General features: G+C 73.9%; 20 protein-coding genes and 1 tRNA gene. 9 read left to right on the top strand and 12 right to left on the bottom strand.

All coding sequences use genetic code 11. The features are described 5' to 3' along the window. Positions 1-20 precede the first annotated feature (20 nt). From ACFWUQ_RS16675 to ACFWUQ_RS16700, 6 genes are all read right to left on the bottom strand, one after another. Positions 21-437 carry a PaaI family thioesterase gene (locus tag ACFWUQ_RS16675; protein WP_384538422.1) on the bottom strand — a complete coding sequence of 139 codons (417 nt, stop codon included), beginning with the start codon at positions 435-437 and terminating at the stop codon, positions 21-23. A gap of 79 nt (positions 438-516) precedes the next feature. Continuing rightward, a complete protein-coding gene (locus tag ACFWUQ_RS16680; protein ID WP_384538423.1) occupies positions 517-2,550 on the bottom strand; it encodes an FAD-dependent oxidoreductase in 2,034 nt (677 codons plus the stop codon). 309 nt (positions 2,551-2,859) lie between these two features. After that, complete coding sequence (locus ACFWUQ_RS16685) at positions 2,860-5,883, bottom strand: alpha-mannosidase (protein ID WP_384538425.1); 3,024 nt, start codon at positions 5,881-5,883, stop codon at positions 2,860-2,862. A gap of 82 nt (positions 5,884-5,965) precedes the next feature. Next, positions 5,966-6,853 (bottom strand): carbohydrate ABC transporter permease, encoded by an 888-nt coding sequence (locus ACFWUQ_RS16690; protein ID WP_384538427.1) that lies wholly within the window; start codon positions 6,851-6,853, stop codon positions 5,966-5,968. Beyond that, a complete protein-coding gene (locus ACFWUQ_RS16695; RefSeq protein ID WP_384538428.1) occupies positions 6,850-7,779 on the bottom strand; it encodes a carbohydrate ABC transporter permease in 930 nt (309 codons plus the stop codon). Before ACFWUQ_RS16695 ends, ACFWUQ_RS16690 begins: the two co-directional genes overlap by 4 nt. Beyond that, positions 7,776-9,107 (bottom strand): ABC transporter substrate-binding protein, encoded by a 1,332-nt coding sequence (locus tag ACFWUQ_RS16700; protein ID WP_384538430.1) that lies wholly within the window; start codon positions 9,105-9,107, stop codon positions 7,776-7,778. The genes ACFWUQ_RS16695 and ACFWUQ_RS16700 overlap by 4 nt, the downstream gene beginning before the upstream one ends. A 400-nt stretch (positions 9,108-9,507) precedes the next feature. Between ACFWUQ_RS16700 and ACFWUQ_RS16705 the strand changes: the two genes are divergently transcribed. Both ACFWUQ_RS16705 and ACFWUQ_RS16710 read left to right on the top strand, forming a co-directional pair. Beyond that, positions 9,508-9,583, top strand: a tRNA-Pro gene (locus tag ACFWUQ_RS16705). Then, positions 9,583-11,931, top strand: a complete 2,349-nt coding sequence (locus ACFWUQ_RS16710; RefSeq protein ID WP_384538431.1) for a hypothetical protein — start codon at positions 9,583-9,585, stop codon at positions 11,929-11,931. The genes ACFWUQ_RS16705 and ACFWUQ_RS16710 overlap by 1 nt, the downstream gene beginning before the upstream one ends. A gap of 229 nt (positions 11,932-12,160) precedes the next feature. On the opposite strand, the gene ACFWUQ_RS16715 is transcribed toward ACFWUQ_RS16710, so the two are convergent. The 3 genes from ACFWUQ_RS16715 to ACFWUQ_RS16725 all read right to left on the bottom strand — a co-directional run bounded on the left by ACFWUQ_RS16715 (position 12,161) and on the right by ACFWUQ_RS16725 (position 14,311). Further along, positions 12,161-12,526 (bottom strand): hypothetical protein, encoded by a 366-nt coding sequence (locus tag ACFWUQ_RS16715; protein WP_384538432.1) that lies wholly within the window; start codon positions 12,524-12,526, stop codon positions 12,161-12,163. Positions 12,527-12,718: 192 nt separating this feature from the next. Next, positions 12,719-13,654 (bottom strand): serine/threonine dehydratase, encoded by a 936-nt coding sequence (locus tag ACFWUQ_RS16720; RefSeq protein ID WP_384538433.1) that lies wholly within the window; start codon positions 13,652-13,654, stop codon positions 12,719-12,721. 15 nt (positions 13,655-13,669) lie between these two features. Further along, positions 13,670-14,311, bottom strand: coding sequence for a TetR/AcrR family transcriptional regulator (locus ACFWUQ_RS16725; protein ID WP_384538434.1), 642 nt, complete (start codon positions 14,309-14,311; stop codon positions 13,670-13,672). Between the two features lie 181 nt (positions 14,312-14,492). Between ACFWUQ_RS16725 and ACFWUQ_RS16730 the strand changes: the two genes are divergently transcribed. The 4 genes from ACFWUQ_RS16730 (at position 14,493) to ACFWUQ_RS16745 (ending at position 19,743) form a co-directional block, all read left to right on the top strand. After that, on the top strand, positions 14,493-16,184 hold the full coding sequence (locus tag ACFWUQ_RS16730) for a ricin-type beta-trefoil lectin domain protein (protein ID WP_384538436.1): 1,692 nt from the start codon (positions 14,493-14,495) through the stop codon (positions 16,182-16,184). 142 nt (positions 16,185-16,326) lie between these two features. Further along, positions 16,327-18,708: an alpha-N-acetylglucosaminidase gene (locus ACFWUQ_RS16735; protein ID WP_384538437.1), complete on the top strand. Its 2,382-nt coding sequence runs from the start codon at positions 16,327-16,329 to the stop codon at positions 18,706-18,708. 157 nt (positions 18,709-18,865) lie between these two features. Further along, positions 18,866-19,138 carry a hypothetical protein gene (locus ACFWUQ_RS16740; RefSeq protein ID WP_384538439.1) on the top strand — a complete coding sequence of 91 codons (273 nt, stop codon included), beginning with the start codon at positions 18,866-18,868 and terminating at the stop codon, positions 19,136-19,138. 56 nt (positions 19,139-19,194) lie between these two features. Further along, the gene (locus ACFWUQ_RS16745; RefSeq protein WP_384538440.1) at positions 19,195-19,743 is read left to right on the top strand and encodes a phosphatase PAP2 family protein; all 549 of its coding nucleotides are present in this window, start codon (positions 19,195-19,197) and stop codon (positions 19,741-19,743) included. Between the two features lie 19 nt (positions 19,744-19,762). Here ACFWUQ_RS16745 and ACFWUQ_RS16750 read toward each other — a convergent pair whose 3' ends face one another. Then, positions 19,763-20,275 carry a metallophosphoesterase family protein gene (locus ACFWUQ_RS16750; protein ID WP_384538442.1) on the bottom strand — a complete coding sequence of 171 codons (513 nt, stop codon included), beginning with the start codon at positions 20,273-20,275 and terminating at the stop codon, positions 19,763-19,765. 137 nt (positions 20,276-20,412) lie between these two features. On the opposite strand from ACFWUQ_RS16750, the gene ACFWUQ_RS16755 reads away from it, so the two are divergent. Beyond that, positions 20,413-20,835: a pyridoxamine 5'-phosphate oxidase family protein gene (locus ACFWUQ_RS16755; RefSeq protein ID WP_384538443.1), complete on the top strand. Its 423-nt coding sequence runs from the start codon at positions 20,413-20,415 to the stop codon at positions 20,833-20,835. Positions 20,836-20,917: 82 nt separating this feature from the next. On the opposite strand, the gene ACFWUQ_RS16760 is transcribed toward ACFWUQ_RS16755, so the two are convergent. Beyond that, on the bottom strand, positions 20,918-21,670 hold the full coding sequence (locus ACFWUQ_RS16760; protein WP_384538444.1) for an anti-sigma factor domain-containing protein: 753 nt from the start codon (positions 21,668-21,670) through the stop codon (positions 20,918-20,920). After that, positions 21,667-22,251 (bottom strand): ECF RNA polymerase sigma factor SigK, encoded by a 585-nt coding sequence (gene sigK / locus ACFWUQ_RS16765; protein ID WP_384538450.1) that lies wholly within the window; start codon positions 22,249-22,251, stop codon positions 21,667-21,669. Before sigK ends, ACFWUQ_RS16760 begins: the two co-directional genes overlap by 4 nt. Before the next feature lie 409 nt (positions 22,252-22,660). On the opposite strand from sigK, the gene ACFWUQ_RS16770 reads away from it, so the two are divergent. Together ACFWUQ_RS16770 and ACFWUQ_RS16775 are read left to right on the top strand one after the other, a co-directional pair. Continuing rightward, positions 22,661-24,235 carry a molybdopterin-dependent oxidoreductase gene (locus ACFWUQ_RS16770; RefSeq protein WP_384538446.1) on the top strand — a complete coding sequence of 525 codons (1,575 nt, stop codon included), beginning with the start codon at positions 22,661-22,663 and terminating at the stop codon, positions 24,233-24,235. Positions 24,236-24,308: 73 nt separating this feature from the next. After that, on the top strand, positions 24,309-24,962 hold the full coding sequence (locus ACFWUQ_RS16775) for a fasciclin domain-containing protein (protein ID WP_384538447.1): 654 nt from the start codon (positions 24,309-24,311) through the stop codon (positions 24,960-24,962). Positions 24,963-25,047 lie beyond the last annotated feature (85 nt).

Here is a 25,047-nt window from a genome sequence, read left to right on the forward strand (position 1 = left end):
CCGGACGGGCCCCGGGCCCGTTACGGGCCGAGCAGGGCGTAGACGGTGGAGGCCTTGGCGGCCGGCTCGGCCGCGCCCTCGGCGGTCAGGGTGATGTCGGCGAAGGCCATCCGCTTGCCGAGTTTGGTGACCCGTACGTCGATCAGCACATCGGCGCCGGTCACGGGCCGCTGGAAGCTGGTCGACTGCTGGACGGTGGTCATCGGCCCGTACCCGCCGCGCGCGGCGGAGACCGCGATGACGGTGGCGGTGTCGGCGGCCGCCATCAGCGCCTGCCCGGACAGCCCGCCGCCGTCCCGGGCCAAGGCGTCGGACCAGGGCAGCCGCAGCACGGCGTGCCGGTCGCCGGTCTCCAGGACGGTCAGGCCGAGGGCGAGCACCCAGGGGGCGAAGTGGTCGGCCAGGATCGTGTCGGCTTCCGCCGGTGTCAGCGTCACCGGACGATTGTGGCGGCCCGGGAGGGCCGCCACAACACCCCGCGGTACGCGGTGTTCCCGGCCGCGTCCGGGGCCGGGCTCAGAGGGTGGCGGCCAGCTCGGTGCCCTGGCGGATGGCCCGCTTGGCGTCGAGCTCGGCGGCCACGTCCGCGCCGCCGATCAGGTGCGCCTCGACACCGGCCGCGCGCAGCGCCTCGTACAGGTCGCGGCGCGGCTCCTGGCCGGTGCACAGGACCACCGTGTCGGCGGGTACGAGGCGGGGCTCGCCGGCGACGGTGATGTGCAGACCCTCGTCGTCGATGCGCTCGTAGGTGGCGCCGGCGACGGAGACGACGCCCCGGTGCTTGAGCTCGGCGCGGTGGATCCAGCCGGTGGTGGTGCCGAGCCCGCCGCCGACCTTGGTCGCCTTGCGCTGGAGCAGGTGGACCTGGCGCGGCGGTGCGGGGCGGACGGGGGCGGTGAGACCGCCCGGGCCGCTGTACGCGGTGTCCACGCCCCAGTGGCGGAAGTAGACGTCGGGATCCTGCGAGGCGCCCTCGCCGCTGTCGGTGAGGAACTCGGCGACGTCGAAGCCGATGCCGCCGGCGCCGACGACCGCGACCCGCTCGCCGACGGGGGCGCCGTCGCGGAGCACGTCCAGGTAGCTGACCACGTGGGGGTGGTCCACGCCGTCGATGTCGGGGGTGCGGGGCGTGACGCCCGTGGCCACGACGACCTCGTCGTAGCCCTGGAGGGTCTCCACGTCCGCGCGGGTGTTCAGGCGGACCTGCACGCCGCTCTCCCCGAGCTGCGTGCCGTAGTAGCGGATGGTCTCCTCGAACTCCTCCTTGCCGGGGATCCGGCGGGCGATGTCGAGCTGTCCGCCGATGTGGCCCGAGGCCTCGAAGAGGGTCACGTCGTGGCCGCGTCCGGCGGCGCTCACGGCGCAGGCGAGTCCGGCCGGGCCGGCGCCGACGACGGCGACGCGCTTGGTGCGGCGCGTCGGCGACAGGACGAGTTCCGTCTCGTGGCAGGCGCGCGGGTTGACCAGGCAGCTGGTGATCTTGCCGCTGAAGGTGTGGTCGAGGCAGGCCTGGTTGCAGCCGATGCAGGTGTTGATGGTCTCGGGGCGGCCGGCGGCGGCCTTGGCCACGAAGTCGGCGTCGGCGAGGAAGGGCCGGGCCAGGGAGACCAGGTCGGCGCGGCCGTCGGCGAGCAACTCCTCGGCGATCTCCGGGGTGTTGATGCGGTTGCTGGTGACCAGGGGGACGGAGACCGCGCCCATCAGCCGCTTGGTGACCCAGGTGTAGGCCCCGCGCGGGACGGAGGTGGCGATGGTGGGGATGCGGGCCTCGTGCCAGCCGATGCCGGTGTTGATGATCGTGGCGCCGGCGGCCTCGACCTCCTTGGCGAGGTGGACGACCTCGTCGAGGGTGGAGCCGCCGGGGATGAGGTCGAGCATCGAGAGGCGGTAGACGATGATGAAGTCGTCGCCGACGGCCGCGCGGGTACGGCGGACGATCTCCAGGGGGAAGCGCACCCGGTTCTCGTACGCGCCGCCCCAGCGGTCGGTGCGCCTGTTGGTCGCCGCGGCGATGAACTCGTTGATCAGGTAGCCCTCGGAGCCCATGATCTCGACGCCGTCGTAGCCGGCGAGCTTGGCCAGCCGGGCGGCGCGCACGAAGTCCTCGACGGTGCGCTCGACCTCGACGTCGGTGAGCTCGTTCGGGACGAAGGGGCTGATGGGGGCCTGGAGGGCGCTGGGGGCGACCAGGTCCTTGTGGTAGGCGTAGCGGCCGAAGTGGAGGATCTGCATCGCGATCCGCCCGCCCTGGGCGTGCACCGCGTCGGTGATCACCCGGTGCTCGGCGGCCTCGTCCTCGGTGGTGAGGCGGGAGCCGCCCTCGAAGGGACGTCCGGCGTCGTTGGGGGCGATGCCGCCCGTGACGATCAGGCCGGCGCCGCCCCGGGCGCGCTCGGCGTAGAAGGCGGCGAGGCGCTCGAAGCCGCCCTCGTGCTCTTCGAGGCCGGTGTGCATGGAGCCCATGATCACGCGGTTCGGCAGGGTCGTGAAACCGAGGTCCAGCGGGCTCAGCAGGTGCGGGTAGCGGCTCTGGGGACTCTGCGGGCTCATCGGGGGTGCCTCCTCGCACACGGGTGATGAACCTGTTCTAGCGAGACGCGGAGGGTTTTGCAACTAAGTGCATAACCGGGAGGAGGTCCCATCCGCCGGAATCGCGGGGCCGCGGGCCCGGTGGCCCCGGCTCCTGTGGCGGAGTTCACGCCGCCGCGCCCGAGCGGGGGACGGCTCGGGCGCGGATCGGGGGCGGGGGCGGAGCGGGGGCGGGGCGGGGGCGGGGCGGGGGCGGAGCCCGAGCGGGCCGGGGAGCGGCGGCGCGGCCCGCGATCCGCCCGGATCCCCGCGCGGATCGCAGGCGCCGCCTCAGGCGCGGTGCAGCCGGACCGTGACGATCTGGAAGGGCCGCAGCGTGAGCGCCACCCTCCCGTCCGGCGACGGGCGGCCGACGGCCCCGCCCACCAGGGGGCGCTCCAGCAGGTCGCTCTCCACGGCCGCGGTGAGCGGGAAATCCGCCGTGAGAACGGCCGCGGCACGGCCGCCGCGGGACTCGTAGAGCCGGACGACGACGTCGCCGCTACCGTCCTCGGCGAGCTTGACGGCCTCCACGACCACCGCGTCGTCGTCCACGGACACCAGCGGGGCGACCGGGCCCGCTCCGCGCAGGGTGCGCTCGGGCAGGTTCAGCGCGTGTCCCTCCCGGACCGCGTCCCCGATCCCCGCGCCCGGCGCGAGCGAGAACCGCAGGGTGTGCGCTCCCTGGTCGGTCTCCGGGTCGGGATAGCGCGGGGCCCGCAGCAGGGAGAGCCGCACCGTGGTGGTCTGGCCCCCGTCGGCCCGCACGTCACGGGTGACGTCGTGGCCGTAGGTGGAGTCGTTGAGCAGCGCCACGCCCCAGCCGGGCTCCTCCGCGTGGATCCAGCGGTGGGCGCAGATCTCGAACTTGGCCGCTTCCCACGAGGTGTTGGTGTGCGTGGCCCGGTACACGTGCCCGAACTGCGTCTCGGAGGCGGTGCGGTCGGCCTTGACGTCCAGGGGGAAGGCCGCTTTGAGGAGCTTCTCCGTCTCGTGCCATGCGACGTCCACGCCGAGGTCGACCGTCGCCGCGCCGGCCCGCAGGGTCACCGACTGGACAGCCGTGGAGTTCCCGAACGAGCGGGTGACGCGTACCGTCGCGGCCTCCGGCCCGCTCTCGGCCACCTCCATGGCGTCCACGTCCACGAGGTCGGTGACGTTGTTGCGGTAGAAGGCGTCGATGTCCCAGGCGTCCCACATATTGGGGAAGTCGGGGTGGATCTGGAGCAGGTTCGCCGCCCGGCCCGGGGCGACGGACTCCCTGGCGGCCGCCAGGTCGTAGGCGGAGACGAGCAGGCCCCGGCCGTCGATCTCCACCAGCAGCCGGCCGTTGGCCAGGACGTACCCGCCGCCGTGCCGCTCCTCCACGGTGACCGGTTCACCGGCGGGTGCGGGGCGGTCCGCGCCCCCGGCCGGGACTCCGCGCCGGGCGTGCGGGGCGCAGTTGAACACGAGTTCCGCGCTCCCCTCCCCCGCCAGGGCGCTCTGCGCGGCCAGGGTGATCGCCCGCAGCTCCTCCCTCACGGTCCGGTACGTCTCGCGTGCCTCGCGGTGCACCCAGGCGATGGACGAGCCCGGCAGGATGTCGTGGAACTGGTGCAGCAGCACCGTCTTCCAGATCCGTTCCAGGTCCTCGTACGGGTAGTCGAATCCGGGCACCCGCACGGCCGCCGTGGCCGACCACAGCTCCGCCTCGCGCAGCATCGACTCGGCCCGCCGGTTGCCCTGCTTGGTCTTGGCCTGCGAGGTGTACGTGCCTCGGTGCAGCTCCAGGTAGAGCTCGCCGGCCCAGACGGGGGCGTCCTCGTACTCGGCGCGGGCCTTCTCGAAGAAGGCGTCGGGCCGTTCGATCTCGACCCGGGGGGAGCCTTCGAGGTCCCGCTGGCGCTTGGCGCGCGCGAGGTGCTCGCGGGTGGGGCCGCCGCCGCCGTCACCCCAGCCGAACGGTGCCAGCGAGCGCGAACCGCGTCCCTTCTCGCGGTAGTTGTGTGCGGCGTGCGCCAGCTGCGCGCCGCCGAGGTCGCCGTTGTAGGTGTCGACGGGCGGGAAGTGGGTGAAGACGCGGCTGCCGTCGATGCCCTCCCACCAGAACGTGTGGTGGGGGAAGCTGTTGACCTGGGACCAGGAGATCTTCTGGGTGAGGAACCAGGTGGAGCCGGAGAGCCTGACGATCTGCGGCAGCGCGGCGGTGTAGCCGAAGGAGTCGGGCAGCCAGACGGTGCGGGTCTCGATGCCGAACTCGTCGAGGAAGAACTTCTTGCCGTAGAGGAACTGGCGGGCCATGGCCTCGCCGCCGACCATGTTGGTGTCGGATTCCACCCACATCCCGCCGACCGGCACGAACTGCCCGTCGGCGATCTTCTTCTTGATCCGTTCGAAGAGTTCGGGCCGGTAGGTCTTGATCCAGTCCAGCTGCTGGGCCTGCGACATCGCGAAGACGAACTCGGGGTGGTCGTCCATCAGGGCGACCGTGTTGGAGGCGGTACGGGCGACCTTGCGCACGGTCTCGCGCAGCGGCCACAGCCACGCGGAGTCGATGTGGGCGTGCCCGACCGCGCTGATGCGGTGAGCGGAGGCGTGGGCCGGCGCGGCCAGCACCCCGGCCAGAGCGGCCCGGGCCGCAGCGGCGGTGCCGGGCACGTCGGCGAGGTCGAGGGTGTCGAGCGCGGTGTCGAGCGCGCGCAGGATCGCGTACCGCCGGGCGTCGGCCGAGCCGAGCTCGGTCATCAGGCCGTAGAGGACTTCGAGGTCCTGGACGAGCTCCCACACCTCCGCCTCGAAGACGGTGAGGTCCATCCGCGCGAGCCGGTAGAGGGGCTGGTCGCCGCTGGTGCGCACGTCGCCCTCGTACGTGGCCGCGTGGTCGACCAGCACCGGGTTGGAGGCGGCCTCGACGTACCACTCGACGCGTTCGCCGCCCGCTGCCCGGTCGGCGACGCGGACCCAGTCGTTGTACGGGTTGAGTGCCTTGATCTCGCCGCCGTCCGCCCGGTGGACCAGGCCCTCGCACTGGAAACCGGGCATCATCCGGTCGAAGCCGAGGTCGAGGACGGCCTCCACCGTGCGCCCGGCCCAGTCGGCCGGCACGGTGCCGGTGACCCTGAACCAGGTGGTGCCCCAGGCCGGCCCCCAGGTGTCCCCGACGGAGCAGGGCTCGTAGGACGCGGCCAGGCCCCGGTCCACGGGCACGGGCTCGCCCGGGACCTCCCAGCGCTCCACGGTCAGGGGCACCGAGCGGGAGTGGACCGCGGGTTTGACGCGCTCCTTGAGGACCCGGCGGAGGCGGTGCTCGGTGATGCTCCGGTCGTCATGCATGACGGCGCTCCAGGAGAGGACGGTCGGGCTACGGGCGGCGGGCGGCGGGGCGGGCTACGGGCGGCGGGCTTCGGGCGGCGGTTCAGGTCTTGACCGCTCCCTCGCCCACGCCCTTGAAGAAGAAGCGCTGCAGGGCGAAGAAGACCAGCATCGTCGGAAGGAGCGCCGCCATCGCGCCCGCCGCGACGAGTCGCTGGTCGTTCACGGTGGTGGCGCCGGCCAGGGTCTTGAGGCCGAGCTGGAGGGTGTAGTTGTCGCTGTCCGTGAGCACCAGCAGGGGCCAGAGGAAGTCGTCCCAGGCGCCCATGAAGCTCGTGATGCAGACCACCGCCAGCGCTCCCTTCGCCGAGGGGACGAAGACCCGCGTGAAGCGCGTCCACTCCCCCGCGCCGTCCAGGACGGCGGCCTCCTCCAGCTCCTTGGGAACGGCGAGGAAGGCCGCCCTCATGACCATGACGTTGAGGACGGAGACGGCCCCGGGGAGCCAGACCCCGATGAGGGTGTCGACCAGGCCCATCTCGCGGACCGTGAGGAACATCGAGATCATCACGGATTCGAAGGGGAACATCAGGGTCGCCACGAGGACCGTGAAGACCGTTTTGCGGCCTCTCCACCCGGCCCGGGAGAGGGCGTAGCCGCCCATCGCCGCGAAGACCGTGTTGGAAGCGATGGCGAGGGCCGCCACGGTGAGGGTGTTGCCCGCGTACTGGAGCAGCGGGAACGATTCCGCGACCCGCACGTAGTTGTTGAGGGTCGGCTGCGAGGGCAGCACGCCGTCGTAGACGTTCTCGGTGCGCCCGCGGATCGAGGTCAGGAACTGCCAGACGATCGGGCCGAGCATGACCGCGAGCACCAGCAGCAGCGTCGCGTACCGGCCGGCCAGGCCGATCCGGCGGCGCCGGCGGCCGGAGCCGGCCCGCCGGGTCGCCCGGGCGCCGGTCGCGGTCCCGGGGGAGGTCGGGGCGCTCACCCCTCGTCCCCCGCGGACAGGCGGCGGCCGAGCAGGCTGAAGACCAGCGTCAGCAGGAACAGCAGGATGGAGACGGCGGAGGCGTAACCGGTCTCGCCCGCGAAGCCGAGGCCGGCCTGCCGGATCAGGAAGGGCAGGGTGCGCGCGCCGCCGCCCGGGCCGCCGCTCTCGCCGCCGAGGATGTAGATCTCCGTGAACACCCGCAGCGCGGAGATCGCCGAGAGCGTGCCGACCAGCAGCATCATCGGTTTCACCTGCGGGACGGTGATGCTGAGGAAGCGTCGGACGGCGCCGGCGCCGTCGAGCGCGGCGGCCTCGTACAGGGAGGCGGGCACGTTCCCGAGGGCCGCCAGGTAGAACACCATGTAGTAGCCGAGGCCCTTCCACACGGTCACGATCATCGCGGAGACCAGCAGCATGGTGCTGTCGGTGAGGAACGGGATCGGCTCGGAGACGATCCGCAGTTTCTGGAACAGCGTGTTGACGACTCCGTCGCTGCGCAGCAGCCACTGCCAGATCAGGCCGACGACCACGGCGGAGGCGATGACCGGGGTGTAGAAGGCGGAGCGGAAGAACCCGATGCCGGGGATCTTGGTCTGCACGAGGACCGCGAGGGCCAGGGGCAGGAAGACCAGGCACGGTACGACGACCAGGAGGTAGGCCACGCTGTTCCCGGTCGCCACCCAGAAGTCCGGGTCGCCGAGGGCGCGGCGGTAGTTGTCGAGGCCGACGAAGCCGCCGCCGCGCAGGATCTGCGCGTCGGTGAGGGAGAGGACGACGGTGTTGACGAACGGCCAGAGGCTGAACAGGGCCACCAGCAGCAGGCCGGGGGCGAGGAACAGGTAGGGCGTCCACCAGCTGCGGTGGTTCGGTCCCGTGTCGGCCTGCACCTTCACGGCCGCGCCGCGGTCGGGACCGCCGGTCACTTGCGCACCGCCTGAGCGAGCAGTCTGTTGGCCTCCTCGTGGGCCCTGCGTACCGCCGTCCGCGCGTCCTGCTCCCCCGTGACGGCCTTCTGCACCTCCCGCACGACGGCGTCGCCCACCTGGTTGGTCCACTGGACCGGGGTGTTGGCGTCCAGCCCGGCGGTCCTCAGCTGCTCGGCGCCGACGGCGCGGGCGACGGTCTCCGCGTCCGTGCCGTCGCCCCTGTCCGCGAAGTACGGGTCGGCGAGGCCCTGGGCATGGGAGGGGAAGATGGTGGCCTGCTTGGAGAACTCCACCTGGTTGGGCCCGTTGGTGACCCACTGGGCGAACGCGGCCGCCGCGTCCAGGTGCTCGGTGTCCTTCCTGATGCCGAGTGACTGGGCGTAGACGCCGATGTGGCCGAGGGTGCCCGTGACGGCGCCCGCGACCCGTGTCTTCGCGTACACCTGCGGGGCGTTGCGCTTGATGTCCCTGACGAAGCCCGGCGAGCCGGGGCCGAAGACCAGCTTGCCGCCGCCGTACAGCTGGTTGATGTCACCTGATGTGAGCAGGGACTCCTTGGGCATGGCGCCCTTGGCGTACAGGTCCTTCATCCGCTCCACCCACGCGACGGCCGTGTCGGTGTCGAAGGTGAAGCGGTCGCCGCTCTCGTTCAGGATCGGTACGCCCATCTTCTGCCAGTCCCCCGGCAGCCGGCCCTTGGGATCCGCCATGAAGGCCGCGTACCGGCCCCCGGACGCGGCCGCGATCCGCTCGGCGTAGTCGAAGAACTGCTCCACGCCGGTGGGCGGCGCGGCCGGGTCCAGGCCGGCCTTCTCGAAGAGCTCCGTGTTGTAGGTCAGGATCTCCGGAGTGACGTACCAGGGGTACGCGTACACGCCCTCGCCCCGGCCCGGGAGCTTGAACTGCTCCCAGGCGCCGGGCACGTACTCCTCGGCGCGGGCCCCGTCCAGCCGGGCGACGTCGGCGAGCATGCCCCGGTCGGCGAGGAGCTGGAAGGAGTCGGTGGAGAGGTTGACCACGTCGGGGAGGGCCCCGGCCTGGGCGTCGGCGACGAGTTTCTCGTTGTATCCGTCGCCCGGCACGTCCTCCCACGTGACCTCGGCGTCGGGGTACTCCGCCTCGAACGCGTCGATCACGCCCTGGACGTAGGCCGTGAAGGCGGGCTTGAGCTGGAGCGTGCGGAAGGTGATGGTGCCGGCCACCTTCCCCGTCCTCGTCCCCTCCCGCATGTCGCCGGCCCCGCCCGTTCCGCACGCGGATGTCGTGAGGAGGGCGCCGGCCAACAGCGTCGCGCCGGCGATGCCGGTCAGGCTCGCTCGGGTCATCTTCGCCGCCTTCCGAGAAGTCCGGCCCCATGGCCGGAGGCGGCGCCCACCGTTGTCCGCGGGCGAGATCGCTGTCAACGAGGCGGGTGCCGCACCGGCCGGTGGTCCCGGGGTCCGAAACGGCGCGGCAGCCCTTCGCGGCCTCCGCCCCGGCGTCCTGGCGCCCGGAGGGTGAGCTGGACTGACGCGCTCCGGCACCGGCCGCCGCGCCGACGGCGCCGCGCGCTGACACCCCAACGCCCCCCGGCGGATTTTGACTTCTTGTCGACGGTCCGCGGGGGGCGCCGCTCACCCGCCGCACGGCTGCGCCGCGGCACCGTCCCCGGCTCCGCGCTCGGCCCGACCGGGAGGGAAATGCGTTGCGCGGCCCGAGCGGCGCCGCATAGGTTCTCCGCCATCACGGCGTGTAGCTCAGCAGGCAGAGCACCGGGCTCGGGACCCGGAGGGCGCAGGGGCGGAACCTGCCACGCCGGCCATGGACACATACGCTGACAAGCAGCCCCCCACCGCATCGCCCTCGTACGCGGCCGCCCGGCTGGCCCGGGCCACCCTGACCGCGCGGACCCACGGCGACGCCGCCACGCGCGAGCGGGCGGAGTCCCGCGCGGGGCGCTGGCGAGCCGTGCTGTCGGGCATCGCCGCGGGAAGCCTGACCGTCGGATCCCGCACGCCCGTCGCCGGACTGCCCGCCTGGGTCACCCCGGACGTCGTCACCGGCGGCTTCGCCACGGGCGCGGCCTCGGCCGGCGGGCCGCTGCTGCCCTACGAGGAGGACGCCGCCCGGTCCGCCGGCGTACCGGCCACCCGGGCGGACCTCTTCGCCCACAGCCTCACCGCGGACGGGCTGGCCCGACTGTGGGCCCTGCTCGACAGCGGGCGCTACGAGGTACGGGTGCCCGAGGAGGCGGCGCTGGCGACCGCGGCGTGGCTGGTGCGCGCCGGGGACTTCGACGCCGCGGCCGAACTCGTCGCCGTCCTGGAGCCCTTCGCCGACCGGCTGCGCTTCACCCCCCGGCCCGCGGACCGCCCCGCGCCCGGCGTGGACTGCGTCCACCGCAGGACCGTCGGCGAGAGCGCGGCGGCGCTCTCGCGCCGCGTGCCGAACCCGGCCGTGGAGGCGCAGCGCGAGGCGCTCACCGTCTGGCGGCCCTTCGAGGACGCGCTGCTCGCCCACCGGTTGGAGGCCGTCGCCGGCGCGCCCGGCGCGCGGTGGCACGCGGACGGCGCCGCCCTGCTGGCGCGTTACGGGGCGCTCGCCGCCGCGCACACCCGCTGCACCAAGCACCTGAACCCGAGGTCGAACGCGGCCATCCTGCGCCGCGCCCTCGCCGAGGAGGTCGCCGGCCGGCCTCTCGTCCCCCGGCTGGCCGGGCTGCTGCGGGTCGCCGTGGACTCCATGGTCGCCAAGCGCGGGCTGCCCGGTTCCGCCGCGCACACCCGGCTGCGGCAGGTTCAGGCCGCGCAGGCGGCGCTGCCGTCGCACCACGAGCTGGCCGCCCTGGTGCTGGGCCGGCTCTCCGCGCTGGGCCAGGGCGCGGGCACGGCCGACGTGCGCTCGCCGGTGGTCCCCGTGACCGCCGAGGAGGCCGCGGCCACCGGTCTGCCCGAGGGCGCCGCCGTCCCGCCCGCCATCGCCGCCACCGTCGCCGCCGCGCTCAGCGCGCCGCTGGACACGCTCGTGGAGCGCGGGGTGGTCCCTTCCGCCGAGGTACTGGCGGAGTTGGTGCCGCAGGTGGTCGCGTCCGTCAGCGCCCAGCGGTACGCGGACGCGTCGCTGCGGCCGCTGACGGCCGCGACCTACCGCGCCTTCCGGAGCCGCCGGTCCCTGCTGCTGCTCGGGCTCGCGCACCAGGTGCGGGTCGAGGAGCTTCCCTGGGTCCGCGCCGTCTCCGCCCACGCGCGCGCCGACGGGTCGGGCCGGGAGCCCGCGCACGAGGCGCTGCGGCGCCTCGGCGAACTGGCCGTTCGGGCCTTTCCCGCCACCGTGCTGCCCAATCCCCTGGTACGGGAGCTGGCGCACCTCTCCGGGCAGGCCGAACTGCGCGCCCCGTTCGTGGAGGAGCTTGCCGCCGACATCTTCACCGGGACTTTCAGCCCGAAGTTCCTCGCGGCCGCCCGGGTGGCCGCCGAGCTCCTCGAAGGGAGCCTGTACGAGCGGTACTACGGCATCGACTACGCCGCCGTACGGGCCATGGCGGCCGCCGCCGAAACGGGCCGCGGGGGGCGTCGCAACCTGTTCACGGGGCCGGGGTCGTCGTTGGTATCGGCATCGGCATCGGGTCCGGCATCGGCGTCGGCGCCGTCCGTACCGCGCTTCGCGCGGTTGTGCGCCGAGCGCGCCGGCGGCCCCCCGGGCCGGTCGGTGGCGGCGAACGGCAAGGTGATCGAGCAGGCACAGATCCTCACCACGCACAACCTCGCCACGCTCGTGGCGCGGGTGGGGATCGCGCCGCCCGGGCCCGGCTGGGCGGCCCTGGCGGCTGACTGCTTCGCCGCCGTGTGCCGCTCGGTCGCCCGCGTGGAGGGGCACCCGCACCCGCTGGCGACCGTCAAGGACGCGGCGTACGCCTGGCGGCAGATGCTGTTCCACCTGTCGCTGTGCGAACCGTCCGAGCGGGCGCGGGCGCTGGCCCTGATCGAGGCGGCGGCCGCCGGCCGGCCGGCGCACGTCCGGACCCGGCTCGCTCCCGCCCTCGCGGGCCTGCGCCTGGTGGCGGCGGGCGGCGCGTTCGGCCCGGACGGCACAGCCGACGCCGGCCGCGCCCGCCGGCTCCTGGGCTGGAGCACCGGCGGCCACTGGATGGTGACGCCCGCGGTCCCGTAGAGCCGGCGGGCCGCGCTAGGAAACAGCGGCGGATGCCGGGTCCAGCAGAAGTTGGAGGCGGTGGCGGAGCAGGGGTGGCGGCCGGCGTGAGGGGGGCCCGGCACCGCTTCGGCAGGGCCTCCTCGGCCGTCCGGCGCTGAGGTCGCCGGGCCGGAGCGGGCGCCGCCGGGGCAGCGTTGGGGGCGGCGGCGTCCACTGGTTCGGTGCTTGCGCGAGGAGGCGGAACGGCCTACTTCAGGGGGTATTCGGCCTTCTCCGCAAGCTTGCCGTCCGTGAAGCAGAAGCGGAAAACTGTCTCATTTCCGCCCTTGCTCTCCCCGTTGGATATGTACCAGGAGCATTGGCTGCCGTTGGGCTGAGCGGGGCCGCCCTCCTTGAGCCCTTCCTTCATGAAGGTCTCGCCCGACGGGAGGCGGTCCCGTACCGCCCCTTCCTCGTCGCCGACCCGGACCGCTTCGTAGACCGCGGGGTCGACCAGCGTCCTGTCCGCCACGTCCATGATCTTCCCGAAGCCGACGAACAGGGCCGCGAGCAGCGCCACGCCCACCACCAGCGCCACTCCGCACCCGATCAGACAACCCTTGCGCTGTGCCACGCCCGTTCCTCCGTAGTCGTACCGCGTCCGGGCGTCGCTCGCCCGGGCATGTCGACCCTCGCAGAGGGGGGTGGTCCGCCGCCGTCCTCGAAAGTCGTCGGCCGTCGCGACGATCGTCGTTCGAGGGAGAACGCGGCCCTCGTGCGCGAGGGCGCCGACGCCTGACGGCTCCTCACCCGGGGGTCCGCGCCCTCACACCCCCGGGGCGACGAGGTCGCCCGGGTCGGTGTTGGCCCCGCACAGGACGACCGCGACCCGGTCCCCCGGCGGCGCCGGCTCGGCGCGCAGTGCCGCCAGAGCGGTGGCCGCGCCCGGCTCGACGACGATCCGGTGCTCCTCCCACAGGGCCCGGCGGGCGGCCGTGATCGCCGTGTCGGGGACGAGTACGGACCGTACGTCACCCTTCCGGGCGGCGGCCAGCGCGTCCGCGGAGACCCGGGTGGCCCCCAGCGAGTCGGCGGCCACGGAGTCCACGGGGACATCCACCGGGTGCCCGGCGGCCAGGGCGGCGTTCAGGGCCCGGCAGTTCTCCGGCTCCGCCGCGAGTACGCGTACGCCGTGCTCGCGCGCGGCGGTGGCGATCCCGGCGAAGAGCCCGCCGCCGCCGACCGCGACGACCACGGTGTCCAGGCCGGGCAGCGCGGCACGCACCTCGTCGAGCAGTGTGCCGGCGCCCGCGGCGATGAGCGGGTGGTCGTAGGCGTGGCTGCTGAGGGCGCCCGTCCGGGCGGCGTGCTCCTCGCAGGCGGCCAACGCGTCGGCGTAGCGGTCGCCGACCAGCCGGACATCGGCGCCGTAGCCCCGCAGCCGCTCCACCTTCACCCGCGGGGCGTTGGCGGGCAGGAACACCGTCGCCGGCACCTTCTGGGCGCGCGCCGCCCAGGCGCAGGCGAGTCCCGCGTTGCCGCCGGAGGCGATGGTGACCCCGGCGTCCGGCAGGGTGCCGGCCCCGTGGTGGGCGGCGAGGAAGTTGCAGGCTCCCCGGGCCTTGAAGGAGCCGGTGTGCTGGAGGTACTCCAGGGCGTACCAGACGCCCTCGGCCGCCGGCACGACTGCCGCGGGCCGCACGATTGCGGCGATCCGGTCGGCGGCGGCGCACACGGCGGCGTAGTCGAGCTGCTGTTCCATGGGTCGGACTGCCTTTCAGGCGGCGGGCCGGGCGGCCTCGATCAGCTGGCGCAGGGCGCCGTAGTACACCTCGTGGTCCGTCAGCGCGGGCAGGACGTCGGCCAGTCCGCCGGACAGGACGGGGAACTTTTCGGGGTCGAGCGCGGCCAGGGCCGCCCGCGAGGCGGCGGTGGCGCCGACGGGGTCCCGGTGGTCCACGAAGGCGGCGCTGCCCAGGGTGAGCAGGTACATGCGGCGGTACGCGGTCATCGCCTCGGCGGGGGTCATCCCGGCGGCCACGCTGTCCGCGAGCGCGGGCTCGACGAGGCGGGCCAGCAGCTGGCGGCCGAGCCACGGCCGCCCGCCGCGCAGGACCAGCAGGCCGGGGTGCGCCGTGAGCAGCCGGTACAGGGCCCGGAAGCGCTGCTCGGTGGCCTGCGCCCAGTCCGTGCCGGGAGCGATGTCGGGGAGTTGGGCCGCCAGGTGCTCCGTGCAGAGGTCGAGCAGTCCGGCGAGGTCGACGCAGCGGCGCTGCACCGTGGCGTGGGAGACGTCGAGCCGTTCGGCGAGGGCGCGGAAGCTGAGCGCGCCCGGCCCGTCCTCGTCGATGATGCGCAGGGCGGCCGCGGCGATCACCGGCGGGGTGGCTCGGTCCAGTGCGAATGATCTCCTCGGCATGAGATACACCGTAACATACGTCGTATCCAGACGTGTCCGCCGTGCCCTCGCCACCGGCTCCGCGATGCGGCTACTGCGGCCATACTGCTGGTCATTGACGTGTAATCAGCGACTTGCGTTGACAGTGGGTAGCCACATGGCTCCACTGGGCGCACGACTGCCCCCACGTCAAGGAGACTCCGTGCCGCCTCGCCTGCGCGCCTCGATCCCCTGTCTGACCGCGGCCGCCCTGTTCGCCCTCACGCTCTCCCCCGCCCCCGCGGCGGCCGAGCCCCAGGCGACCTCGGACACCCCGCTCGCGCTCACCCCGCCCATGGGGTGGAACAACTGGGCGCACTACATGTGCGACATCGACGAGGCCAAGGTCGTCGCCAACGCCGACGCGCTCGTGTCCACCGGGCTCGCCGCCAAGGGCTACGACACGGTGACCATCGACGACTGCTGGATGACCCGGAGCCGCGACGCGGACGGCGCCCTGGTCGTCGACACGGAGAAGTTCCCGCACGGCATGGCCTGGCTCGGCGAATACCTCCACGCCAAGGGCCTCAAGTTCGGCATCTACCAGGACGCGGGCTCCCTGACCTGCGAGAAGTACCCCGGCAGCGGCTCGCCCCAGGGCGGCGGCCCCGACCACTACGCCCAGGACGCACGGCAGTTCGCGTCCTGGAAGGTCGACTACGTCAAGATGGACGGCTGCAACCTCTGGGTGCCGGAGGGCAAGACGAAGGAGCAGGCCTACCGCGACGCCTACAACGCCGTCGCCAAGGGGCTGCGGGAGAGCGGCCGCGACATGGTGCTGTCGGCCTCCGCGCCCGCCTACTTCCAGCAGGGCGAGTGGGGCGGCTCCGACTGGCACAAGGTACTGGGGTGGGTCGGCGAGACGGGCCAGCTGTGGCGCGAGGGCCGCGACATCAAGGTCTACAACCCGGCCGCTCCCGCCACCTCCCGCTGGAGCTCGGTGCTGGGCAACTACGGCTACAACCGCTGGCTCGGCCGGTACGCGGGCCCCGGGAACTGGAACGACCCCGACTTCCTGATCGCGGGCGCGCCCGGCCTGACAGCGGCCGAGGGCCGCAGCCAGGTCGCCCTCTGGGCCATGATGGCGGCCCCGTTCATCCTGTCCTCCGAGGTCTCGAAGCTGACCCCGGACGGTATCGCCGCCCTCGGCAACACCGACCTGATCGAGCTCGACCAGGACCCGATGGGCCGTCAGGGAGCGGTGGTCTCCTCGAACTCCACCTTCGAGATCCTGGTCCGGCCCCTGGCCGACGGCGACCGGGCGGTGGCCGTGCTCAACCGCTCGGCCGCCGACCGCGACATCGCCGTACCGCTCGACGAGATCGGCCTGTCCTCCTGCCCCGTCGACGCGAAGGACCTGTGGACCGGGAAGCGGCGTGCGCTCTCCGGGACCCTGACCGGGAAGGTCGGCGCACACGACACCGGCGTCTGGCGGCTCACCCCGGGGGGCGACTGCGGGGAGGCCGTCCCCACGGGCCAGATCGTCGGCAACGGCGCCAAGTGCGCCGACGGGGCCAACACCACGGGCGTCGGCGCGGTCGTGCTCGCGTCCTGCACCGGAGCCCCCGACCAGCGGTGGACCCTGGGCGCCGACGAGCGGCTGCGGCTGGCCGGCGAGTGCCTGTCAGCGGGCGTGGACGGTGTGGTGGAGCTGGCCGACTGCGCGCCCCGGCCGGCGCAGCAGCCCGGCCAGTCCTGGGAGCACCGGCGTGACGGCGCGCTCGTCGAGCGGGCCAGCGGACTGTGCCTGACGGCCCCGGCCCCCGCCGCGACACCCGACGCGCCGGCCGGGCCGCTGCGGCTGACGGCGTGCGGCGACCACCGGGTCGACCAGGCCTGGGCCCTGCCGGTCTGACGGCGGCGAACGGATGACGCACACACAGCCGCAGGCGACACCGAGCCCGGGGAGCCGGTCTTCCGGCCGGCCCCCCGGACCGGCCGCCACCCCGGCCCCCCGACCGGTTCCCCACCCGACCGCCCGCCCCTTTCCGCGCCCGGTGGCCCTCGCGGTGCTGCCCGCCGCGCTGCTGACCCTGGTCTGCGCGGCGGGGGCGGCCCCCGCCGCGACCACCCCGCGCGGCCCGGCGCCCGTACGGGCCGAGGCGCGGGCCGACGTACGGGCCGACGTACGGGCCGATGCGCTCCGGGGTGCGCTCGCCGGGGCGGCGCACGCCCGCGGCCCCGGCTCCGCGCCCCCGGCACGGCCCGGCGCCGCGCCTCGGCCCCGCACCTTCGACACCGCGCCCGCGCGCGCCTCTCTGGAGCGGCTCCTGCCGCGCCACGCCGGGCAGTTCACGCTCGTGCCCGACACCGGCGCCGCACGCGACACCTTCACGGTGTCGGGGACAGCGGGTGCCATCACCGTGCGCGGCAGTACCGGAGCCACCCTGCTCACCGGCGTCGGCTGGTACCTGCAGCACGTGGCCGGCGCCGACATCGGCTGGCCCGGCGAGAGCATCGGCATGCTCCCCGCGACCCTGCCGGCCGTCCCCGCCCCCGTGACCCGGGGGGCGCTCGTTCCGCACCGGTACGCGCTCAACGACACCGACGACGGGTACTCGGGCCCGTACCGCTCCTTCGAGGAACACCAGCGGCAGATCGACCTCCTCGCCCTGCACGGGATCAACGAGGTGTTCGTCCAGGTCGGGGCCGAGTACCCGTACTACCGGGCGCTCCAGGACTTCGGCTACTCGGCCGCGGAGCTGCGCGCGTGGATCCCCGGCCCCGGCCACCAGAGCTGGTGGCTGCTACAGAACCTCAGCTCCTTCGGCGGCCCCGTCTCGGAACGGCTGATGCGCGAGCGCGCCGACCTGGGCGGGCGGATCGCCGACCAGCTGCGGGCGCTCGGCATGACCCCGGTGCTGCCCGGGTACTTCGGCACGGTGCCGCCGGAGTTCGCCGCGCGCAACCCCGGGTCCGCCACCGTGCCGCAGGGCGACTGGGCGGGCTTCGACCGGCCGGACTGGCTGGACCCCGCCTCGCCGGTGTTCGCGAGGCTGGCCGCCGCGTACTACGCCGAGCAGCGCGCGGTGTTCGGGGACAGCACGATGTACCGGATGAGCCCGCTGCACGAGGGCGGGCAGACCGGCGGCGTCGACGTCCGCACGGCGGCGGGCGCCGTCCAGAAGGCCCTGCACGCCGCCCATCCGGGGGCGCTCTGGGCGGTGCTGGGCTGGCAGGACGATCCGACCGCCGAGCTGCTGGCGGGGGTGGACACCTCCAAGCTGCTGATCCTGGACGGCCTGTCCGACCGGTACAACCGCCTCGACCGCGAGGCCCGGTGGGGCGGCGCCCCGTACGCGATGGGGACCATCTACAACTTCGGCGGGCACACCACGATCGGGGCGAACACCTCGGTGTGGATCGAGCGCTTCGGCCCCTGGCGCGCCAAGAGCAACAGCGCGCTCACCGGGATCGCGTACCTGCCGGAGGCCACCGGGACCAACCCGGCCGCCTTCGACCTCTTCACCGACCTGGCGTGGGAGCCCGGTCCGGTCGACCAGCGCGCGTGGTTCGCCGATTTCGCGGCCCGCCGCTACGGGCGACCCGACCCGGCCGCCGCCGCGGCGTGGGAGGAGCTGCGCAAGGGGCCGTACAGCACCTCCTCGGGGCTGTGGTCGGAGTCGCAGGACAGCCTGTTCACCGCCCGTCCCAGCCTGACCGCGGTGGGCGCGGCGTACTGGAGCCCCAAGTCCATGCGCTACCCGGCCGACGCGGTCCGCAGGGCGCTGGACCACCTGCTGCGGGTGGATCCGGCGCTGCGCGCCTCCAGCGCGTACCGGTTCGACCTCGTCGACACCGCCCGGCAGGCGCTCGCCAACCATTCGCGGACGCTGCTGCCGCAGATCAGGGCGGCGTACGAGGCGAAGGACCTGGCGCGCTTCCGGCAGCTCACCGCCGCGTGGCGCGAGGGCGAGCGGCGCTTGGACGCGGTCACCGGCGCGGACCCGAACTTCCTGTTCGGGAACTGGACGAAGGCGGCCCGCTCCTGGGGCTCCGACGAGGCCGAGCGGGACCGGTACGAGTACGACGCGCGGTCGATCCTCAGTGTCTGGGGCCGCCGCAGCACGAGTGAGGGCGGCTTCCTGCACGACTACGCGAACCGCGAATGGAACGGCCTGATCAAGGAGTTGTACGCCGAGAGGTGGGCGCTCTACTTCGCCTCACTGGACGAGGCACTGGTCCGGGGGACGACGCCCCGGGCGATCGACTGGCACGCGTTCGAGGAGGAGTGGGCGCGGCGGACCACCCGGCACCCCACCCGCGCGACCGGCGACCCGCACGCGCTCGCGGCCGCGGTCGCCGCGTTCCTCACTCCGGCGACCGGGTCAGGAGCGACTGGGGCCAGGGTTGCGGGGGGCGGGGCGGTTGGGCGCTGATCCGTGACCGAGGGCAGGGCGCGGGCGCGGCCGCGGGCGGGGTGACGATCGCATCGTCGGGTGATCATCACCCTTCCGGGGGAATATCCCCCCTCGTCCGGGGGAGCGGGTCCCGGGCGCGCGTCCCCGCGCGGCGCGCCGGTCGATGATCGGGGGCATGTCCGAGACCGAAGAGCGGCGGCCCCCCGCCGCGCAGCTCGCCGACGGGGTGGTGGAGCTGCGCAAGCGCCGGGCGAGGGACGCGCGGCCGCCGGTCCCCGCCCCGAACGACCGGATCCGGGGGGATCGCGCCACGGAGGACCTGGCGCTGCTGCGCCGGGTGGCCGACGGCGAGGAGGCGGTGACCGGCCCGCCGGACGAGGCGGTGACCGACGCCCCGCGCGAGGCGGCGGCCGGTACCCCGCGGGAGGCGGCGGCCGGTACACCTTGAGCGCCCGGCTCGCCGAAAGCGTGTCTGAACGTCCGCTGTCGGGGAAGCTGCCCAGCATGAGATTTTTGGCCTCCCTGCGTGCGAGCGAGACCCGGCTGACCAAGCGCATGGCGTCATGGGATTCGGTCTGGGCGCGCGGCCTGCTGCCGCCGGTACAGGACGCCGCCGAACACACCAAGCTGTGGTGGGCGGCGGCCGCCGTCATGACGGCCGGGGGCGGCTGGAGGGGCTCCAGGGCCGCGGCGTCGGGTATCGCGGGCATGCTGGTGGCGCAGGTTCTCGCCAACGGGGTCGCCAAGCAGCTCATCGAGCGCCGGCGGCCGCCCAAGGAGTGGTTCCCGCACGAGGAGGTGGAGGAGCGTCCGGACAGTTCCTCCTTCCCGTCCGGGCACACCGCCGCCGCCGTGGCCTTCACCGCCGCCGTCGCCCCCACCCTGCCGTGGGCGGGCGCCGCTCTCGCCGTACCGGCCGCGCTGGTGGCGGTCGAGCGCGTCCACGACGGCGCCCACTACCCCTCCGATGTCGTGGCCGGAGCCGCGATCGGGCTGGCCTCGGCCGCGCTGGTGCGGGCCGCGCCACGCATGCTCGTACGGCACCTGGGCTAGAGGGCGGTTCCCGGCTCCGTCATCCGGCTCCGTCACCCGGGGTGAGCCGGTGGAGCGTGACGTCCTCGATGGCGCCGTCGGCCACCTCGACGGTCATGTACGTACAAAAGGGCTGCCTGCGGCGGTCCGTCGGGGACCCCGGGTTGAGCAGGCGCAGGCCCTGGGGTGCGGTGGTGTCCCAGGGGATGTGGCTGTGCCCGAACACCAGGACGTCCAGGTCGGGGAAGCGCTGGGCGCAGCGGGCCTCGCGGCCCGCCGCGGCGCCCGTCTCGTGGACGACACCGAAGCGGAGCCCCGCGAGTTCGCGGCGGGCGGTCTCGGGAAGGCGCTCGCGCAGGCCGGGTCCGTCGTTGTTGCCGTGGACCGCGACAAGGAGGGCCGCCCGCGCCTCGAACAGGTCCAGGGTCGCCTCGTCGATCCAGTCCCCGGCATGGATGACCACGTCCGCGCGGCCGATCTCGTCCAGGAGGACGCCGGGAAGCCTCTTGGCCCTCGTGGGCAGATGGGTGTCGGAGGTGAGCAGAAGCCTCATTCCCCCAGGCTACGCAGGACGGGAGTAGGACCGCGGAAGATAGTCTGTTACAGAACTATCTGCTACGGTCGCCCTGTCATCCGCGGACAGGAGGCCGCGCGCCTGTCTTCGTGCCCTCCGCCGAAAGGGACCACCCTGTGAACGAGACCACCGCCCGCACCGAGAACGACGGCCCGGCGCCCCGGGTGCTCAGCGACGAGGAGCTGTCCCGGCTGTTGGGGCAGCGGCAGTTCGGGGTGCTCGCGAGCGTCAGGGGCACCGGGCACCCGCACCTGTCGACCGTGCTCTACGAATGGAACGCCGAGGAGCGCGTCCTGCGCGTCTCCTCCACCGCCGACCGCCTCAAGGTCCGGCAGCTGCGCCGCGATCCGCACACCTCACTGCACGTCAGCGGTCCGGACGTATGGTCCTTCGCCGTGGCGGAGGGCGAGGCGGAGATAGTGGACCCGGCCGACGGGGCGGCCCCCGGCGAGCTGCCGCTCCCCGACCGGCGCGTGGTGATCCTGATCCGGGTCTCCCGGCTGTACGGGACCGCCCTGGACGTCCCGGCCCAGGACTGAGGAGCGGGATACGGGGCGGTACGGCTCCACGGCCCCGTCTCGCGCCGTCCGCTGGGATGCCCCGCGGGGATCCGGGCGGCCGTCAGGCGGGCAGGGGGAGCAGCAGCAGGGGGTCGGTGGTGGGCTGGTCGGATCCGCCGGCGGGTTCCAGGGTGAGGCCGACGCCGGAGGCGCCGGCCGGGTCGCCGGTGAGGACGACGGTCCCGTCGCGGTCCATCAGTCCGGCCGGGCGCATCGTGCCGTCGTGGTCGAGCCACAGCTGGTAGGTCGCGCCCGGTCCCGGGTCGGGCATGTTGGCGGCCGTGAAGACCGCCTTGTTCAGCTGCTTGGAGGTGACCACGGAGGTGAGGGCGCCGTTGCCGGCCCGGCCGTGGACCGGGCGGGCGTCGGGGGCGGCGAGAACGGCGCTGACCTGGTCCAGGCGCTGCCGGCTCTGCGCCTCGCGGCGCTCGGCGTCCTGGCTGCCCTGGTGCTGCCAGGCGGCCATACCGGCGAAGGAGACGGCGGCGGCGAGGCTCGCGGCGACCGCGAAGGACGCGGCCCTGCCCCGCGGCGCGGTCCACCGGCGTACTCCGACGGTGGGGGGAGACAGCCGCGGCGGAAGCTGGCGTACTGCGTCGATACCCGCGAGAACCCGCGGTCTGAGCGCGGCGGGCGGGGGCTGCGCGGCCGCGCCGGCCATCCGGGCGGCCGTCTCCTCGAACTCGGCGACTTCCACCCGGCACACCTCGCACCCGTCCAGGTGGGTCGCGAACGCCTCGCGTTCCGACTCCTCCAGCGCGCCCAGGGCGTATGCGGCGGTGAGGGCGTGCAGGTCGTCGTGGTGCTTGTTCATGCGGTCACCCCCATGCAGTCGCGCAGCCGGATCAGCCCGTCGCGCATACGTGTCTTGATCGTCGGCAGCGGAGTCCTGAGCGACGCGGCGACCTCACGGTAGGTCAGGCCCCCGTAGTAGGACAGGGTCACGGCCTGGCGTTGCAGCTCGGTCAGCCCGCGCAGGCAGCGGCGTACCTGCTCGCTCTCCAGGCGGGTCTCCACCTGCTCGGCCACCTCGTCGAACGGCCGCTGCTGCTCGCGGGCGGCGGTGTTGTGCTCGCGGTCGGCGGCCGCCTGCGCCGAACGGACCCGGTCCACCGCGCGGCGGTGCGCGATGGTGGCCGCCCACGCGGTGACGCTCCCCGCGCCGGGCCGGTAGCGGGCCGCCTGCCGCCACAGGTCGATCATCACCTCCTGGGTGACCTCTTCCGACTGGGCCCGGTCGCGTACCACCTTCAGGACGATCCCGAACACCAGCGGCGCGAGCGCGTCGTACAGGGCGGAGAACGCCTCCTTGTCCCCGCGGGCGACGTTCTCCATGACCGCGGCGAGGTCCGCCGCCGGGGTGGCCGCGCGCCCGAAGGGCAGGGGCCGGGTCACCGGCCGGCCTCCGGGCGGGCCGGCCGGGGTGAGGTACCGGCGGCGGCCGGGCCGGGACGCGGGGTCCATCGCATGGCTGTCCTTTGCGGTCGAAGGGCGGCCGAGTCCTCGGTGGGGAGGGTCGGGCGCCGGTCCGGGGCGGGAAACGGGACTCGGGCGGGGAGCGTTGTCGGGCAGGGAGCGTGATCGGGCGGTGAGCGTTATCGAGCGGGGAGCGTTATCGGGCGGGGAGCGGGCCCTGCCGCTTCTTCGTAGCCGACAGGCGTGCGGATGGGCGCCGCCGTCACCTCTTTCGCGCCGCTGGTAATCCCTTCGGGTGAGAGTGCCCGATCGGATCCGGCCCACGAAAGATCTTCAACTGATCGGGCGACTCACCCATCCGTCGCGGCGCCGGCGCCGAAGAGAGGGTGTGAACAACCTCCGCGAACCCCTCTCCCGCCCCACGGCCGGAATCACCGCCGGGCTCGTGTCCGGGCTGACCGCACTGGCGGTGGCCGAGCTCGTCGCCGCGGTGATCCGGCCGCAGGCCGGGCCGGTCAACGCCGTCGGGGCCGCGGCGATCGATCTGACCCCGGCGCCGGTGAAGGACTTCGCGATCCGGACCTTCGGCGAGGACGACAAGGTCGTCCTGCAGCTCGGGATCCTGGCCGTCCTCGCCCTCCTCGCCGCCGCGCTGGGCCTGGCGGCCCTGAACCACCGGCGCGTCGCCACTGCCGGGGTGCTGGTGTTCGGCCTGGTGGGAGGGGTCGCGGCGCTGAGCCGGCCCGACAGCACCGGCCCCGTCGACGTCCTGCCCTCCGTGGCCGGAGCAGTCGTGGGCGCCTTGGTCCTGTACTGGCTGGCGGGCAGGGCCGCGGACGTCGCCGCCCCCGCCCCGGGGGAGGTGACCGCCCGGGGTCCCGCCCGGCGGAGCTTCCTCGCCGCCGCCGCGGGCACCGCTGTCGCGTCCGTGGCCGCGGCGTCCCTGGGACGCCACCTGGCGGGGCGGAGCGGCCGGGGAGCCACCGCCTCCCGGCAAGCGGTCCGGCTGCCCGCACCCGCCTCACCCGCCCCGCCACTGCCCGGGAACGTACAGCCCGCTGTCGCCGGGATCAGCCCGTTCACCACCCCCACCGGCGACTTCTACCGCGTCGACACCGCCCTCGTCGTCCCGAGGGTCGATGCGGACACCTGGCGTCTCAGGATCCACGGCAAGGGCGCGCGCACCCGGACCTACAGCCTCAGCGACCTTCTCGCCCGCCCGCTGATCGAACGCGACATCACCCTGACCTGCGTGTCCAACGAGGTCGGCGGCCCCTACATCGGCACCGCCCGCTGGCTCGGCGTCCCGCTGGCCGACCTGCTGCGGGAGGCGGGCGTACGGCCGCCGTCGCAAGGGGGCGAGGCCGACCAGCTGGTGGCCCGCTCGGTCGACGGCATGACCCTGGGCTCACCCGTCGAGGACGTCATGGACGGCCGCGACGCCGTCCTCGCGGTCGGCATGAACGGCCGGCCGCTGCCCTTCGACCACGGCTTCCCCGTCCGCATGCTCGTCCCCGGCCTCTACGGCTACGTCTCCGCCTGCAAGTGGATCACCGACATCGAGCTGACCACCTTCGACGCCTACGACCCCTACTGGGTCAAACGGAACTGGGCCCGCAAGGCCCCCGTGAAGACCCAGAGCCGTATCGACACCCCCAAGCCCTTCGCCCGTCTCAGCCCGGGCACCGTCCCCGTCGCCGGAGTCGCCTGGGCGCAGCGCCGCGGCATCAACCGAGTCGAGGTCCGTATCGACGAGGGCCCCTGGCAGGACGCCGACCTGGCCCCCCAGGCCACCGTCGACACCTGGCGCCAGTGGTCCTACCCCTGGCAGGCCACCCCCGGCGGCCACACCATCAGCGTCCGCGCCACCGACGGCGACGGAGCCGTACAGACCGAACAGCGCACCCGGACCACTCCCGACGGCGCGAGCGGCTGGCACGGCGTCTTCACGACCGTCACCTGACCGCATATCCCCGCAACCCGACCCCCGAGCGCCCGCCCATCGGGCGGACACCTTTCCGAGGAGAAGACCCGTCATGAGCAACACCTTGAAGTTCCGCCGTACCGCCGTCGCCCTGGCCGCCGCAGCGGTCCTGCCGTTCTCCCTGGCCGCGTGCTCCTCCGGCGACAGCCAGGCCGACGCCGCGCCGGCCTCCTCCGCGGACAGCGGCAACGGATCCCGGACGCCCGCCCGGGCGGGCGGCTCCGCGGGCACCGACGGCCCGTTCGGCCCCGCCTGCGCCGGGGTTCCCGCGGAGGGCGCGGGCTCCTTCGCCGGCATGGCCGAGGACCCGGTGGCCACCGCCGCCTCGAACAACCCGGCCCTGTCGACCCTGGTCACCGCTGTCAAGCAGGCCGGTCTCGTCGACACATTGAACAGCGCCGAGGACATCACGGTCTTCGCGCCCACCAACGACGCCTTCGCCAAGATCCCGAAGGCCGACCTGGACAAGGTCCTCGCAGACAAGGCCACCCTGACGAAGATCCTCACCTACCACGTCGTCGGTCAGAGGCTGACGCCCGAGCAGCTGGAGAACGGCTCCTTCGCAACCCTGCAGAAGGGGATGGTCACCACCAGCGGCTCCGGCCAGTCCTACAAGGTCAACGACACCGCCGCCGTGGTCTGCGGCAACGTCGGGACCGCCAATGCCAATGTCTACATCATCGATACGGTGCTGATGCCGAAGTAGCCCCGGCACCTTTTCGCGACACCGGGCCGGCGGGCCCGCAACAACACGGCCGGCCCCCCGGCCGCCGCGGCCGCGACAGCAGCTA

The sequence above is a fragment of the Streptomyces sp. NPDC058662 genome (genome assembly GCF_042716255.1).
GTDB lineage: Bacteria > Actinomycetota > Actinomycetes > Streptomycetales > Streptomycetaceae > Streptomyces.